General features: G+C 48.5%; 15 protein-coding genes. 13 read left to right on the top strand and 2 right to left on the bottom strand.

What is annotated here, in order from left to right; translation table 11 throughout:
- The first annotated feature begins 20 nt into the window (after positions 1-20).
- Genes trmH through hemB form a run of 12 tightly spaced genes read left to right on the top strand, consistent with a single transcriptional unit; the run spans position 21 to position 11,330 of the window.
- The gene (trmH, locus tag BM292_RS07440; RefSeq protein WP_092857165.1) at positions 21-707 is read left to right on the top strand and encodes a tRNA (guanosine(18)-2'-O)-methyltransferase TrmH; all 687 of its coding nucleotides are present in this window, start codon (positions 21-23) and stop codon (positions 705-707) included.
- The gene (gene recG / locus BM292_RS07435) at positions 704-2,785 is read left to right on the top strand and encodes an ATP-dependent DNA helicase RecG (RefSeq protein ID WP_092857162.1); all 2,082 of its coding nucleotides are present in this window, start codon (positions 704-706) and stop codon (positions 2,783-2,785) included. The genes trmH and recG overlap by 4 nt, the downstream gene beginning before the upstream one ends.
- A 42-nt stretch (positions 2,786-2,827) precedes the next feature.
- Complete coding sequence (ubiE, locus tag BM292_RS07430) at positions 2,828-3,583, top strand: bifunctional demethylmenaquinone methyltransferase/2-methoxy-6-polyprenyl-1,4-benzoquinol methylase UbiE (RefSeq protein ID WP_092857160.1); 756 nt, start codon at positions 2,828-2,830, stop codon at positions 3,581-3,583.
- Complete coding sequence (locus BM292_RS07425; RefSeq protein ID WP_092857158.1) at positions 3,583-4,200, top strand: ubiquinone biosynthesis accessory factor UbiJ; 618 nt, start codon at positions 3,583-3,585, stop codon at positions 4,198-4,200. Before ubiE ends, BM292_RS07425 begins: the two co-directional genes overlap by 1 nt.
- Before the next feature lie 6 nt (positions 4,201-4,206).
- Entirely contained in the window at positions 4,207-5,853 is a 1,647-nt protein-coding gene (gene ubiB, locus BM292_RS07420) for a ubiquinone biosynthesis regulatory protein kinase UbiB (protein WP_092857156.1), read from the top strand.
- 15 nt (positions 5,854-5,868) lie between these two features.
- A complete protein-coding gene (tatA, locus tag BM292_RS07415; RefSeq protein WP_092857154.1) occupies positions 5,869-6,081 on the top strand; it encodes a Sec-independent protein translocase subunit TatA in 213 nt (70 codons plus the stop codon).
- A 5-nt stretch (positions 6,082-6,086) separates the two neighbouring features.
- The gene (gene tatB, locus BM292_RS07410) at positions 6,087-6,434 is read left to right on the top strand and encodes a Sec-independent protein translocase protein TatB (protein ID WP_092857152.1); all 348 of its coding nucleotides are present in this window, start codon (positions 6,087-6,089) and stop codon (positions 6,432-6,434) included.
- Entirely contained in the window at positions 6,427-7,164 is a 738-nt protein-coding gene (gene tatC, locus BM292_RS07405; RefSeq protein WP_092857150.1) for a twin-arginine translocase subunit TatC, read from the top strand. Before tatB ends, tatC begins: the two co-directional genes overlap by 8 nt.
- Positions 7,165-7,167: 3 nt before the next feature.
- Positions 7,168-7,728, top strand: a complete 561-nt coding sequence (locus BM292_RS07400) for a hypothetical protein (RefSeq protein ID WP_092857148.1) — start codon at positions 7,168-7,170, stop codon at positions 7,726-7,728.
- Positions 7,728-8,507, top strand: coding sequence for a TatD family hydrolase (locus BM292_RS07395; protein WP_092857146.1), 780 nt, complete (start codon positions 7,728-7,730; stop codon positions 8,505-8,507). Before BM292_RS07400 ends, BM292_RS07395 begins: the two co-directional genes overlap by 1 nt.
- Positions 8,508-8,514: 7 nt before the next feature.
- Positions 8,515-10,314, top strand: a complete 1,800-nt coding sequence (locus BM292_RS07390) for a sensor domain-containing diguanylate cyclase (protein ID WP_092857144.1) — start codon at positions 8,515-8,517, stop codon at positions 10,312-10,314.
- A gap of 14 nt (positions 10,315-10,328) precedes the next feature.
- Entirely contained in the window at positions 10,329-11,330 is a 1,002-nt protein-coding gene (hemB, locus tag BM292_RS07385; RefSeq protein WP_092857142.1) for a porphobilinogen synthase, read from the top strand.
- Position 11,331: 1 nt separating this feature from the next.
- Here the strand turns inward: hemB and BM292_RS07380 are convergent, their stop codons facing one another.
- Together BM292_RS07380 and rhlB are read right to left on the bottom strand one after the other, a co-directional pair.
- Entirely contained in the window at positions 11,332-12,252 is a 921-nt protein-coding gene (locus BM292_RS07380) for a Ppx/GppA family phosphatase (RefSeq protein WP_092857140.1), read from the bottom strand.
- A gap of 6 nt (positions 12,253-12,258) precedes the next feature.
- The gene (rhlB, locus tag BM292_RS07375; RefSeq protein WP_092857138.1) at positions 12,259-13,527 is read right to left on the bottom strand and encodes an ATP-dependent RNA helicase RhlB; all 1,269 of its coding nucleotides are present in this window, start codon (positions 13,525-13,527) and stop codon (positions 12,259-12,261) included.
- Positions 13,528-13,615: 88 nt separating this feature from the next.
- On the opposite strand from rhlB, the gene trxA reads away from it, so the two are divergent.
- Complete coding sequence (gene trxA, locus BM292_RS07370) at positions 13,616-13,942, top strand: thioredoxin TrxA (protein ID WP_092857136.1); 327 nt, start codon at positions 13,616-13,618, stop codon at positions 13,940-13,942.
- The last annotated feature ends 24 nt before the right edge of the window (positions 13,943-13,966 follow it).

The following is a 13,966-nucleotide window of genomic DNA, read 5'->3' as shown; positions in this document are numbered from 1 at the left end:
AAAAATAGTTGGAAATCATCATGTCGCCGGAGCGCTTCGCACGTATTTCGCAACTGTTAGACCAGCGTCAACCTGATCTTACGTTGTGTTTGGAGAGTGTCCATAAAAATCACAATTTAGCTGCTTTAGTGCGCACCGCCGATGCGGTTGGGGTGCACGAGGTTCATGCTATTTGGTACGAGCGCCATTTTCGCATGACCCGCGGTGCAGCCGTTGGTAGCGAAAAATGGGTGAAGGTTAAGCATCACGATGGCCTGCAGCCGGCGATTGACCAGTTGCGCGCTGAAGGCAAACAAATACTTGTAACCAATTTGTCTGACCAAGCCGTTGATTTTCGCACTATCGATTACACCAAGCCCACCGCGATTATTTTAGGCCAAGAGCGCCGCGGCGTCACACCGGAGGCCATTGCTGCCGCCGATCATCAAATTATTATTCCAATGGTTGGTATGGCTGAGTCACTGAATGTTTCTGTGGCTGCTGCAGTGATTATGTATGAAGCTCAACGGCAACGCGACGCGGCTGGCTGTTACCAGCGGCCGACCCTGCCTGAAGCCGAGCGCCAACGTGTCCTCTTCGAAGGCGGACATCCCATCTTCGCACGTTTATGTCGGTTAAATGATATTCCCTATCCACAGCTTGATGAGCACGGGCAAATTGCCGCTGATGAGGCATGGTGGCAACAAATTCGGAGCGCCAAGCGATGACTTCAGATGGCCTGCACCGTATCCCATTAAGCGCGCTAAAAGGCGTGGGGCCAAAGCTGCAAGCGAAGCTGGAAAAGCTTGGCTTGGCAAACGTGCAGGACGTTCTATTACATTTACCACTACGCTATGAAGATCGCTCACGCATTTATCCTATTGCCGCATTACAAGCTGGCACGAGCGCAACGGTGATCGCGGAAGTAGTTAAAGCCGAGGTGGCTTATGGTCGTCGGCGCATGCTCAAAGTGAAAGTTCGTGATGCGAGCGGTGTGCTGAATCTCATATTTTTTCAGTTTTCAGCGGCGCAACTCAAACAATTCGCGCAAGGTACGCGGCTACAACTCTTTGGTGAAACGCGTCGCGGTATTAACGGCCCCGATATGATTCACCCAGAATATAAAATCATCGAAGGCGCTGCGCCGGAGTTAGGCGAAGAAGCCTTGACGCCTGTTTATCCTGCCACTGAAGGGGTTCAGCAAGCCACGCTGAGAAAGCTAAGCGAGCAAGCGCTTACTTATCTTAATGAACAGGCACTACCCGAACTATTACCTGAGCAGTTGCGTCCTGGTGGCATCAGTTTGGCGCAAGCGTTACGCACGTTGCATCGGCCGCCACTTGATGTCAGTTTGCAACAGTTAACCGAAGGTACACACCCCGCGCAGACCCGTTTAGCAGCCGAAGAACTCCTCGCTCATCAGCTGAGCTTGTTGAAGTTGCGAGCCGTAAAACAAGCGCACCAAGCGCGAGCGTTGCAAGTAAATCAAGCTTTACAGCAAGAGTTTTTAGCGCAATTGCCGTTTCAACCTACTGCTGCGCAACAACGTGTAGTGCAAGAAATTCAACACGATTTGGCCTTGGATTTCCCAATGATGCGCTTGGTTCAAGGTGATGTTGGCTCGGGGAAAACATTAGTCGCAGCGCTCGCAGCACTGACTGCGATTGGACAGGGCTATCAGGTTGCGCTAATGGCACCTACAGAGATTCTTGCTGAACAGCATGCGCTAACCTTTCGGCAGTGGCTGGAACCATTAGGTATCCGCGTTGGTTGGCTCGCAGGTAAACAGAAAATCAAAGAGCGCCAAGAAAATTTAACTGTTATCGCCAGTGGTGAAGTGCAGTTTATTGTAGGCACCCATGCGCTGTTTCAAGCTGATGTGAATTATCACAATCTTGCCCTAGTCATTATTGACGAGCAGCACCGTTTTGGCGTGCATCAACGCTTAGAATTACGGCAAAAGGGTGTGGTACAGGGGTTCCAGCCGCATCAATTAATTATGACCGCGACGCCAATACCACGCACCTTAGCGATGACGGCTTATGCGGACTTGGCCACGTCGATTATTGACGAGCTGCCACCAGGCCGTACACCGGTGACTACGGTGGCTATTCCGGATACGCGGCGTGACCAAGTGATTGAGCGCGTTCATCAGGTGTGCACCGAACAAGGACGACAAGCGTATTGGGTATGCACGCTTATTGAAGAGTCAGAGGCTTTGCAGTGCCAAGCGGCAGAAGACACCGCGACGCAGTTGCAAGAGGCTTTACCGAATTTGCGTATTGGCTTGGTGCATGGGCGCTTAAAGAGCCAAGAAAAAGAAGCAGTCATGGCAGCCTTTAAAGCGCATGAACTGGATTTATTGGTTGCGACTACGGTGATTGAAGTGGGTGTGGATGTACCGAATGCTAGTTTGATGATTATCGAGAATCCCGAACGTCTCGGTTTGGCACAACTGCATCAATTGCGGGGGCGCGTCGGACGTGGCGCGGCGGCGAGTCACTGTGTGTTGCTGTATCATGCACCACTGTCGAAAACCGCAACTCAGCGATTAGCGGTTCTGCGTGACAGCAGCGATGGATTCGTGATTGCACAGCGCGATTTGGAAATACGCGGGCCCGGTGAATTATTAGGGCAAAAACAAACCGGTTTAACCGAAATGAAAGTGGCGGATTTAGTCAAACATAGTCATTTAGTCGATCAGGTGCAGCAGCTCGCGCACACGATTTGGGAGCGTTATCCACAAACCGCCGATGCATTGATCCAACGCTGGTTACCACGTCGTGATCACTACGCCCAAGCCTGATTTCGTAGTACACTAGCGGCAGACGCTGAAAAAGGTTTAAACATGAAAGAATCGAATCAAGAAACTATCGACTTTGGGTACAAGCAAGTCGCGAAAACAGAGAAACAAAACCTTGTTGCCAACGTGTTCAACTCGGTGGCACAAAAATATGACGTGATGAACGATTTAATGTCGTTTGGCATTCATCGTTTATGGAAGCGCTACACGATTGATTGTAGTGGTGTTCGTACCGGCATGAAGGTTTTGGATATTGCCGGTGGTACCGGTGATTTAACCGCCCAGTTTTCACGCCGCGTTGGACCAACTGGCGAAGTTGTCTTAGCCGATATTAATGACGCGATGCTAGAAGTTGGTCGCGATAAACTGCGCAATCGCGGTATTGTCGGCAACGTTCGCTACGTACAAGCGAACGCCGAAGAATTGCCCTTTGCTGATGATAGTTTTGACATCATTACCATTGCTTTTGGTTTGCGTAATGTGACCGACAAACAGAAAGCGTTAGAGTCAATGTTCCGCGTATTAAAGCCAGGTGGTCGACTATTAGTTTTGGAGTTTTCCAAGCCAATTCAGCCATTGTTGAATCAAGCGTATGATTTCTACTCGTTCAATGTCTTACCAAAAATGGGGCAAATGGTGGCTGGCGATGCTGATAGCTATCAATATCTTGCCGAATCAATTCGGATGCATCCCGATCAAGAGACCTTGAAAGGCATGATGACAAAAGCCGGCTACGACCAAGTGACTTATGACAATTTGACCGGTGGTATTGTGGCATTGCATCGTGGGTTTAAATTCTGATGTTGTGGACGGTTCTCCCTACTGGCGCTGCTGAAGCGTTTGCCAATCATTTGTTAAGTCTCGATGCGCAATCGCCAAAGCGTTTGCAGCAACTGAGCGACAAGCGCGTGCGTGTGACACTGTCGGAGCTTGGTAAGCCGTTTACCGTGACTGCTGTAGCGGACGGAATTCTTCTGAGCTGGGTGGATACTGATACAGTGGATTGTCATATTATGACGCGCCTTGCAGTACTACCAGAGCTACGCGACACGGCGAATATTACGCGCTTAATTAAAGCTGACGCACTGGATATTGAGGGTGACCCCATGTTGGCACAGCAGTTTAGCAAGCTATTTGCTGAACTCGATATCGATTGGCAAGAGCAATTAGCGCAGCGCTTAGGCGACGTACCAGCGCATTTTATTAGCCAAGCGTTCATGCGCAGTAAGCATTGGTTGCAGCAGGCTTTAGCTGATCAACAAGCGTGGGTGCGTGACGTACTTGTGGAAGAAAAGCAACTACTCGTCAGCACCACTGAATTTGACCAGTTTAAGCAACAAATTCAGCAAGTTCGGGCACAAGTTGATCGGATTGAACGAGACCTTCGAGCAAACTTTTCAGCACGCGATAAAAGGTAAGCAAGAGTGAGTCAGCGCATTAGCAGAGCCTACAAAATTACCAAGACCTTCCTCACCTATGGTTTGGATGAGATTATTCCAGCGCGTTGGTTACCATGGAGCTTACGTATTGGCCGTTATGCGCTGTTTTGGATGCCCAACAAGCATAAACAAAAACCAGCCGGCGAGCGTTTGCGCTTGGCTCTTGAGTCATTGGGTCCGGTATGGGTGAAGTTTGGCCAAATGTTGTCGACTCGACGCGATTTATTGCCACCGGACATTGCCCTTGAACTGGCTAAGTTACAAGACAAAGTACGTGCATTTCCAGGCGAGCAAGCGCAACAATTGATTGAGAAGGCACTGGGCCTAGCGCATATCGATGAAGCATTCGACGATTTTTCTGTGCAACCACTGGCCTCTGCGTCCATCGCCCAAGTGCATACCGCGCGCTTGAAACAAGGCGATGATGCTGGTGCAGACGTGGTCATTAAGGTCATTCGCCCAGATATTCGCGCCGATATTGATGCGGACTTACGCTTAATGGAAACCTTAGCGGGTGTGCTAGCGCGGCACTTACCTGATGGTCGTCGCTTGAAGCCGAAAGAAGTGGTGAAAGAGTATCGGAAAACTTTGTTGGATGAACTCGACTTGCTGCGCGAAGCGGGTAATGCCATCCAATTAAAGCGTAATTTCGAAAACTCACCGTTACTCTATATCCCCACTGTATACAGCGATTTTAGTCGTCACAATGTGATGGTGATGGAGCGTATTGATGGGATCCCGGTGAGTGATGTGGATACCTTAATGGCGATGGGCGTGAATATGAAGATTCTTGCTGAACGCGGCGTTGAAGTGTTTTTCACGCAAGTGTTCCGCGATAGCTTCTTTCACGCAGATATGCACCCTGGCAACATTTTTGTTTCACGCGAAAACCCGGATAACCCAAGCTATTTAGGTATCGATTTTGGGATAGTCGGGACACTTAATCGCGAAGATAAACGTTATTTGGCCGAAAACTTTCTTGCATTCTTTAACCGAGACTATCGCAAAGTAGCGGAACTGCATGTGGATTCAGGTTGGGTGCCGGCGCATATCAACGTTGAAGAATTCGAGTCAGCAATTCGTACCGTTTGCGAACCAATTTTTAATAAGCCACTGGCAGAAATTTCCTTTGGCCACGTATTGGTTAATCTGTTTAACACTGCGCGTCGCTTCGAAATGGAAGTACAGCCACAATTGGTGTTATTGCAAAAAACACTGTTATACGTGGAAGGCTTGGGACGTACGCTATATCCGCAGTTAGATTTATGGCAAACCGCAAAACCATTTTTAGAAAAATGGATGAAAGAGCAGTTGGGTTGGCGTGCGGTCGTGCGTTCTATACAAGAAAACGCACCATTTTGGGCAGAAAAACTGCCAGAAATGCCGACCTTGCTTTATGATTATCTGAAGAGTCAACGGCCGCAAGCGCTGGCACGTCAGCAAATCCTAGCGCAAATGCGCGAGGCGCAACAATTGCAGAGCCAAAAAATCGGTTGGGCAGCACTGACGTGTGGCTTAATTATTAGTACAACAATTTTATATGTAACGGCGCAGCCATTGTGGTTGGTTGCATCTACTGCAGCAGCAGCGATATTGAGTAGTATCGCGCTGTGGCGTCGAAAAAGTTCATAACAAACGAGGCATGACATGGGTGGAGTAAGTCTTTGGCAATTGCTGATTATTTTGGTGATTGTGGTGTTGTTATTTGGCACAAAACGATTACGTAACATTGGTTCTGATCTAGGCTCAGCAGTAAAAGGCTTTAAAAAATCAGTGAGCGATGATTCTTCAGCAGACCAAGCTGAAAGTAAGCAACTGGATCAAAAACAGCAAGCTGCTGATCAAGACAAAGATAAGTAATTCAGATGTTTGATATCGGCTTTTGGGAACTCATCGTGATTGCCATTCTGGGCTTGATCGTATTGGGCCCAGAACGATTGCCGGGTGCGCTGCGTGGTTTGCAACGCACCGTGCGCAGTGTGCGTGAATTTTCAAGTAACGTGCAAAATGAACTCAAGCATGAGCTGCGTATTAAAGAACTGCACGAGCACTTACAAAAAGCCGAACAGCTCGATATGGATAAATTACCCCCAGAACTACAGCGTTCCGTTGCCGAACTGAAAGCAGCTGCCCAGCAAGTTCAACGCCCTTATGCACCGAAACAAGAAAGCTCAGCAACACCCAAAAGCGATGATAGCAGCAAGCATGAGTAGCCAATCGCCATTAATTGATCACCTGCTGGAACTTCGAAATCGCCTTTTACGCAGCGTGATTGCTGTGGGTTTGGTGTTTGTGGTGGCGGCTATCTTTGCCGAAGAGCTCTATCGTTTGCTAGCAGCGCCGATGTTGGCGAGCTTACCGCAAGGCGCAAGTATGATCGCGACCGATGTAGCGACGCCATTCTTTACCCCATTTAAGTTGGCGTTTGTGGTCTCGATTGCAATCGCGGTGCCTTATTTATTGTGGCAGCTCTGGGCATTTATTGCGCCAGGGCTGTACCGTAAAGAAAAACGTTTGGTGGTACCGTTGCTCGCCAGTAGCACATTACTGTTTTATGCCGGTGCTGCTTTTGCTTATTTTGTCGTACTCCCACTAGCCTTGAGCTTCTTTGCTTCAGCGGCTCCTGAAGGAGTGACCGTTGCTACCGACATTGCCAGCTATCTTGATTTTGTGCTGACTATTTTTATGGCGTTTGGCATTGCCTTCGAAACGCCAGTTGCCATTATTTTGCTATGTTGGACTGGGGTAACTAATGTCGCTGCATTGCGTAAAAAGCGCCCGTATATTATTGTCGGTGCTTTCGTGGTGGGTATGTTACTCACGCCGCCCGACGTTATTTCACAAACCTTATTAGCTATACCCATGTGGTTATTGTTTGAACTAGGTTTAGTGATCGCGGGTCTATATTCAAACGATTCAAAAACCGAACAACATCAGGAATAAATTATGACCAAGCAGTTTGTGGTTCTTTCAATTGCTGCCATGTCGGTAGTCTGGGCCATTTCAAGCCCGGCTCAAGCGCAGTCACTCGAACAGCAGTTAGCGCAATGTACAACTATCAAAAACCCACTGAAGCGACTTGTTTGCTTCGATGATGTGGCTGCTGGAAATGCTACAGCACCAGCTGCAAGCACCAATAGCCCAGTAGCAGGAACGCCAGCATCTGAACGTGCGCAACAACGCGCGAATAATCAAGGTCGTGCGCAACAGACTGAAACAGCGGAAAGTAAACGCGAGCGTTTTGGTTTTGAACATTTGCCAGACGAAGATGCGGAAAACGCCAAACCAGAACGTATGGATATCCGTATCGCTAGTTATTCAAAAAATAGAGTCGGCGTACTGACGATTGAAACTACCGATGGTCAAGTTTGGGAACAAATTAGCGCTGAACGTTTTACGATCAAAGAAGGCGAGCCGTACTACCTTGAGCGCGGCTTGTTTGGTAGCTACTTCTTCCTTGGCCGGGAAGATAGCCCGCGTCGTACGCGCGTCAAACGCATTAAGTAATGCGCTGGTTTGATAGCGGCGTCAATTTAACGAACGGTAAGCTTTATCGGGATGTGGAGGCGGTGCTCGAGCGCGCCGCCGCCGCTGGTGTCGAAAAACTGTTAGTGATTGGCACGAATGTTCGTGAAAGTGCTGACGCAATTGCCTTGTGCGACAGCTTTCCAAAGCAATTATTGGCAACCGTGGGGGTTCACCCGCATGATGCCGCGGCCGCTGAACCCAACTTCATCAATCAACTTCGGGAACTCGCCAATCATGAAAATGTTGTGGCCATCGGTGAGTGCGGACTCGATTTCAATCGGAATTATTCACCGCAAGCAATACAGCTTGAAGTTTTTGAAGCCCAGCTGGCACTCGCAGCGGAACTACAGCTCCCCGTTTATCTGCATGAGCGCGATGCACAGCAACAACAATGTGATTTATTAGCACGTTATCAAGCAAAAATTCCGCGTATGCTAGCCCATTGTTTTACTGGTGGTAAAAAAGAACTTGCACGTTACCTCGAACTTGGTTGTTATATAGGCATAACAGGTTGGCTGTGTGATGAACGTCGAGGGCTCGAACTTCAGCAAGCTGTGTTAGATATTCCAGCAGATCGTCTGCTTTTGGAAACCGACGCACCATTCTTGCTACCGCGAACGATACGCCCTCGTCCTGCACAAAATGAACCATGTTATTTACCGGAAATCGGTCAATTTTTGGCGCAGCTGCGACACCAGGAAGTCAGAGAAATAGCTGCCCAGACATGGCAAAACAGCCTTCGTTTTTTTACAAAATAGGGAAGCTATGACATACAAAACTTTCCAGCAGTGGATGATTCTACTGGTGGTGTTGTGTTTTGGGGGCGCGCTGTCCGAGGCTCGATCAGAGCCGACAAAACCACTTATTTATTATCAGCAAGAGAGTGAAAATACGTCACTCCAGCAACTGATAGATTCGCCTGTGCAAAACTGGCAAACCATACCAGAAGGCGAAGCGGTGTCATTTGGTTACACGCCGAACGCCTATTGGTTCCGGATACGTGTCGGCGAACATGAAGCTGATCGAATGCTGTATATGGGGTATCCGTTACTCGATAGCATCGATGTTTATTTCGTGCAATCGGGTAAAGTTTTCAAGCAGCTCCATATGGGCGACCAATTGCCATTTAATGAGCGACCCGTCGATAATAAAAACTTTGTTGTCCCTTTACCTACGCATGCTGCTCACGATGTTTATATTCGAGTGAGAACCGAGAGTTCACTGCGATTTCCGTTAGAGATTTGGGCGCCGTTAGATTTTATGGAATCCCATCAATATCAAGTGGCGGCCACGGGGCTTTATTTTGGTTTATTGCTGTGTATGGCGATATATAACTTGTTTACCTTCTTGGTTACGCGTGACACAAACTTTTTAAATTACTCCGCTTACACGCTGTCTATTGGCTTATTGATGGCTGGCCTCGACGGTGTTGGCTACCAATATTTGTGGCCGAATTGGATTTGGTTACAAGACCGCATTGTGACCATGATCGGCAGTATTATGATTATGTTCGCCACCTTGGTGACTATGGGCGTGCTCCAAACCAAAGTTCACAGCGCCACCATTCATCGATGGTTACAACGCTTCATGATGGTGTTTGCGACCACATTTGTGTTGAGTATCTTTTTGCCGTACGCGGTACTTATTCCATTTGTACTGATATTGGCGGTTGTCAGTTGTAGTTTCCTGCTCGCCAGTGGGATTGTCCTGTGGCGTCGTGGGCTTATTTATGCACGCATTTATACGTTGGCATTAAGCGCGTTGTTAGCGGCGCTGTGTGTCAATGCCCTGGGTTATTTAGGCCTATTTGAATCAGTGTTCGTGCAACGCTACGCAATTATGGGAGCTTCGGCATTCGAAGTGCTGTTGTTGTCGTGGGCGTTGGCAATACGTTTTAACGATGGCCGTAAAGAACAATTGGTGCTCAAAGAACAAATGAACCATCAGCTGGAAGACATGGTATCGCAACGTACTGAAGAGTTGGAACGGGTGATGATGCGCTTGCAAAAGGCGAACCAAGAACTTGAACAGCGCAGCAATGAGGATGGCTTAACAGGTCTTTATAACCGCCGGTTCTTAAATCAGGAATTCAAGCGTGAATTTCGTCGGTGTCGCCGCAACGGCACCAGTTTAACCGTGATTATGCTCGATATAGACCATTTTAAAGCGCTAAATGATAGGTACGGGCATTTACTCGGCGACCAAATATTGATTGATTTGGCGCATTTGCTGAAGCGTAACTTACGTCGTGCAAGTGATACCTTGTATCGTTATGGTGGTGAAGAGTTTACTTTATTACTGCCAGATACAGATGAAGTAGGTGCGCGAGAACTCGCCGTGAAGCTTGCCACACTTGTACGGGAACACCCATTTGATACGGATCATGGTCCAATGCATATTACCGTCAGTATTGGTGTTGCGGTTGCTGCGGCGGGGGTCTATGATCAGCCCACACAATTACTTGCAACGGCAGATGACGCGCTATATCGCGCCAAAGCCGCGGGCCGCGATCAAATTCGTGTCATTGTGGAAAGAGAGCGCTCCGAGTCAACCTCAACTGAATAAGCGAAGGACAATTTATGCAGCATGTCAGTCAATTTCCATTCCGGCGTATGCGTCGTTTACGTCGCCATGACTTCAGCCGGCGTATGGTTGCCGAAAACCAACTCAGCCCAGCTGATTTCATTTATCCGGTATTTGTATTGCCCGGTGAACAACAGCGCGAAAAAGTTGCATCCATGCCAGGGGTCGAGCGTTTGTCGATTGATTTGCTAGTTGCGGAGTGTCAGGAAATTGCAGCGCTAGGTATTCCGGCCGTGGCTTTGTTCCCGGTAACTCCAGTTGAAGATAAATCACTTACAGCTGAAGCTGCTTGGGATGATAATGGTTTAGCGCAACGTGCTGTGCGAGCGATTAAAGCGACGGTTCCTGAACTTGGTGTAATTACCGACGTGGCTCTCGACCCGTTCACCACGCATGGTCAAGACGGCATTATTGACGAGCAAGGCTACGTGCAAAACGATATCACCACTGAGGCACTGGTACGCCAGGCGTTATCGCATGCACGCGCAGGCGCCGATGTGGTGGCTCCGTCAGATATGATGGATGGGCGTATTGGCGCCATTCGTGAAGCACTCGAAGAGCATGGCTTTATCAACGTGCAGATTATGGCGTACTCGGCCAAGTATGCATCGGCGTTTTACGGGCCATTTCGCGATGCAGTCGGCTCAGCGGGTAACTTGAAAGGTGGTGATAAGAAAACCTATCAGATGGACCCTGCTAATTCAGATGAAGCCCTACATGAAGTTGCGTTGGATATTGACGAGGGTGCTGACATGGTTATGGTAAAGCCAGGCATGCCGTATATTGATATCGTGCGCCGTGTAAAAGATACCTTCAAGGTACCGACGTTTGCTTATCAAGTTAGCGGTGAATACGCCATGATGCAGGCTGCTATTGCGAATGGGTGGCTGAGCGAAGCGGTAATTATGGAGTCGCTATTAGGCTTTAAGCGTGCCGGTGCCGACGGTATCTTGACGTATTTTGCCAAGTACGCAGCACAGCAATTACAGCAGAAATAATTTATTGCGGCATCGAGTGGGTCAGCATGTCGATTAGCAGGCCCTCTCGTAGCGCGCCCTCGGCAATTTCAACACGCTGAATATCTAACTGCTCCACTAATGCAATCAAGATACACAGTCCGCCAACGAATACAGCTTGGCGATCGCGGCGAATACCTAATTTACCTAATCCGCTGACGTGACCGATAGCGCACGCCTTGGTCAGAACTTCACGCAACCATTGTTGACACATGGGCAACTGTTCACCGCGTTCGTTCATGTCGTATAGCGCACGAAACGTTCCCGAAGCACCACTGACATGCTGCCAACCACTTTGCTTAAAACGTGCCGCGTGCGGTTCAATGAGCGCGCAGGCTGCTGCAATTGCGCGTTGACATGCGTTATCGGTAATCACTTGCTCGGGGAAATATTGATTTTGCCAGGTCACGCAACCCATATCGAGACTCACCAAGTGTTTCGGCGCAACGCCTTCGCCAACGATAACCTCAGTACTTGCTCCTCCAATATCTAAAACTAAAACAGCTTTTTGAGAGTGGAGCAAATGCTGCGTAGCACCTTGATAAATAAGTCTTGCTTCAGCCTCGCCACTAATCACTTCAATTGCGTGCCCTAATGCTTGCTTGAATTGTGTAAGCATCGCATCACTGTTGCTGGCTTTTCTTAACGTGGCCGTTGCGACGCAACGAATGCGTTCGGTGGGAATATCTTTAAGGAGATTGGCAAAGCCGAGTAGGCAATCGACGCCGCGAGTAATTGCGGCATCACTGACAACAAGCTGCTCATTAAATCCATCGGCTAGACGAACTTTTTGCCGATAGCGACCTAAAATGCGGTAGTGGCCGTTACGCTTCACCGTGGCAATAATTAAATGAAAACTATTGGAGCCTAAATCTATGGCGGCGAAGCGTGCGTCCTGCGTCATGCTGTGTTACCGAGTCGGTTTACGACCGCCACTTCGTCGCTGTTGGTTGCCGCCACTACGGCGACCTCCGCGAGGGCGACGCTGATTCGAGCGCGGTGTTTTCAAATCAGTTAATAATGCCGTTGGGTCATATTTTGTCACCGGAATACTGTGACCAATATATTCCTCAATGGCTGGCAGATTATAAACATATTCTTCGCAGGCTAGGTTAACCGCTTTGCCGCTGGCACCGGCACGGCCAGTGCGGCCAATACGGTGGACATAATCTTCAAAATCATCGGGTAAGTCGTAGTTATAAACATGACTGACTTCAGGTATGTGAAGGCCACGCGCAGCAACATCGGTAGCGACCAAAAAGTCGAGTTCACCATCGGTAAACTGCTCGAGAATTTTGAGGCGTTTGCGCTGTGGCACGTCACCGGTTAACAAACCAACGCGATGGCCATCAGCTTCAAGCCAATTGAAAACTTTCTCGCAGGTATGCTTGGTGTTGGCGAAAATAATCGCTTTATCTGGCCAATCTTCTTCGATAAGAGTCAGCAATAGCTTGATTTTGTCTTGCTTGGACGGATAAAACAGCTCTTCGCTAATACGCTCACCGGTTTTACGCAATGGCTCAACTTCAACTTTGGTTGGTGAGTCCATGTGTTCATAGGCAAGTTCCTGTACGCGCTGCGACAAGGTAGCAGAGAACAGTAAACTTTGGCGTTGGCCCGGTGCTGGCATTTTGTTGAACATGTAGCGAATATCTTTAATGAAGCCTAAATCGAACATGCGATCGGCTTCATCAAGCACCACGGTTTGGATTTTATCGAGTTGATAAATGCCTTGCTTGTAATAATCAATCAAGCGACCTGTCGTACCAATGAGGATATCAACGCCTTCTTCGAGCTGTTGCCGTTGAGAATCGTAACCCTCGCCCCCATACACAATACCAAGGCGCATATCACAATGCTTCGCAAGTTGTTCGGCGTCATTGGCAATCTGAATGGCAAGCTCACGCGTTGGCGCCATAATAATGGCACGCGGATAGCGTTTCTCACCGTCACGAGGGTTATTAAGCAACGTGGTAAACGTTGCAATTAAAAACGCCATCGTTTTACCAGTGCCTGTTTGGGCCTGGCCTGCAACGTCTTTTCCGATTAACGCAATCGGTAAGCTCAATGCTTGTATCGGTGTACAATATTCAAATCCTGCACTTTCCAGTGCGGACAATACCTGCGGATGCAGGTCGAGATCGGCGAAGCGTGTCTCTGTTAAGTGTGTTTTACTCATGGCGTAAGCATATCAGTTTGCGCTAACATTCAAAAACAGAAATAATAGTGTTTTATTATTTCACGCGAATTCAGCAGCGGAGATTATCATGAGTGACAAAATTGTTCAGCTAAGTGATGAAAGTTTTGAGAGCGATGTTCTTAATTCTGACAAGCCAGTATTAGTAGATTTTTGGGCCGAGTGGTGTGGTCCATGCAAAATGATCGCACCAATCTTGGACGATATTGCCAACGAATACGGCGACCGCATCACTGTCGGTAAACTGAACGTTGACCACAACAATCAAACCCCACCGAAGTACAACATCCGTGGTATTCCTACTTTGTTGTTGTTCAAAAACGGTGAAGTCGCAGGTACTAAAGTAGGTGCGTTGTCTAAAGCGCAACTGGCTGAGTTCATTGAACAAAACCTGTAATTGCTAGACAGATTCGGCGGGTTG

Origin of the sequence: Pseudidiomarina tainanensis (assembly GCF_900115255.1) — a bacterium.
Classification (GTDB): Bacteria; Pseudomonadota; Gammaproteobacteria; order Enterobacterales; family Alteromonadaceae; genus Pseudidiomarina; species Pseudidiomarina tainanensis.
The sequence above is the reverse complement of the archived record's forward strand: the minus strand, read 5'-3'. Positions and strand labels throughout refer to the sequence as shown.

What these genes read in the sequence shown, in the direction of transcription:
- trmH (WP_092857165.1), top strand. Translation starts at nt 21, where the DNA reads ATGTCGCCGGAGCGCTTCGCACGTATTTCGCAACTGTTAGACCAGCGT.
- recG (WP_092857162.1), top strand. Translation starts at nt 704, where the DNA reads ATGACTTCAGATGGCCTGCACCGTATCCCATTAAGCGCGCTAAAAGGC.
- ubiE (WP_092857160.1), top strand. Translation starts at nt 2,828, where the DNA reads ATGAAAGAATCGAATCAAGAAACTATCGACTTTGGGTACAAGCAAGTC.
- BM292_RS07425 (WP_092857158.1), top strand. Translation starts at nt 3,583, where the DNA reads ATGTTGTGGACGGTTCTCCCTACTGGCGCTGCTGAAGCGTTTGCCAAT.
- tatA (WP_092857154.1), top strand. Translation starts at nt 5,869, where the DNA reads ATGGGTGGAGTAAGTCTTTGGCAATTGCTGATTATTTTGGTGATTGTG.
- tatB (WP_092857152.1), top strand. Translation starts at nt 6,087, where the DNA reads ATGTTTGATATCGGCTTTTGGGAACTCATCGTGATTGCCATTCTGGGC.
- tatC (WP_092857150.1), top strand. Translation starts at nt 6,427, where the DNA reads ATGAGTAGCCAATCGCCATTAATTGATCACCTGCTGGAACTTCGAAAT.
- BM292_RS07400 (WP_092857148.1), top strand. Translation starts at nt 7,168, where the DNA reads ATGACCAAGCAGTTTGTGGTTCTTTCAATTGCTGCCATGTCGGTAGTC.
- BM292_RS07395 (WP_092857146.1), top strand. Translation starts at nt 7,728, where the DNA reads ATGCGCTGGTTTGATAGCGGCGTCAATTTAACGAACGGTAAGCTTTAT.
- BM292_RS07390 (WP_092857144.1), top strand. Translation starts at nt 8,515, where the DNA reads ATGACATACAAAACTTTCCAGCAGTGGATGATTCTACTGGTGGTGTTG.
- hemB (WP_092857142.1), top strand. Translation starts at nt 10,329, where the DNA reads ATGCAGCATGTCAGTCAATTTCCATTCCGGCGTATGCGTCGTTTACGT.
- BM292_RS07380 (WP_092857140.1), bottom strand. Translation starts at nt 12,252, where the DNA reads ATGACGCAGGACGCACGCTTCGCCGCCATAGATTTAGGCTCCAATAGT.
- rhlB (WP_092857138.1), bottom strand. Translation starts at nt 13,527, where the DNA reads ATGAGTAAAACACACTTAACAGAGACACGCTTCGCCGATCTCGACCTG.
- trxA (WP_092857136.1), top strand. Translation starts at nt 13,616, where the DNA reads ATGAGTGACAAAATTGTTCAGCTAAGTGATGAAAGTTTTGAGAGCGAT.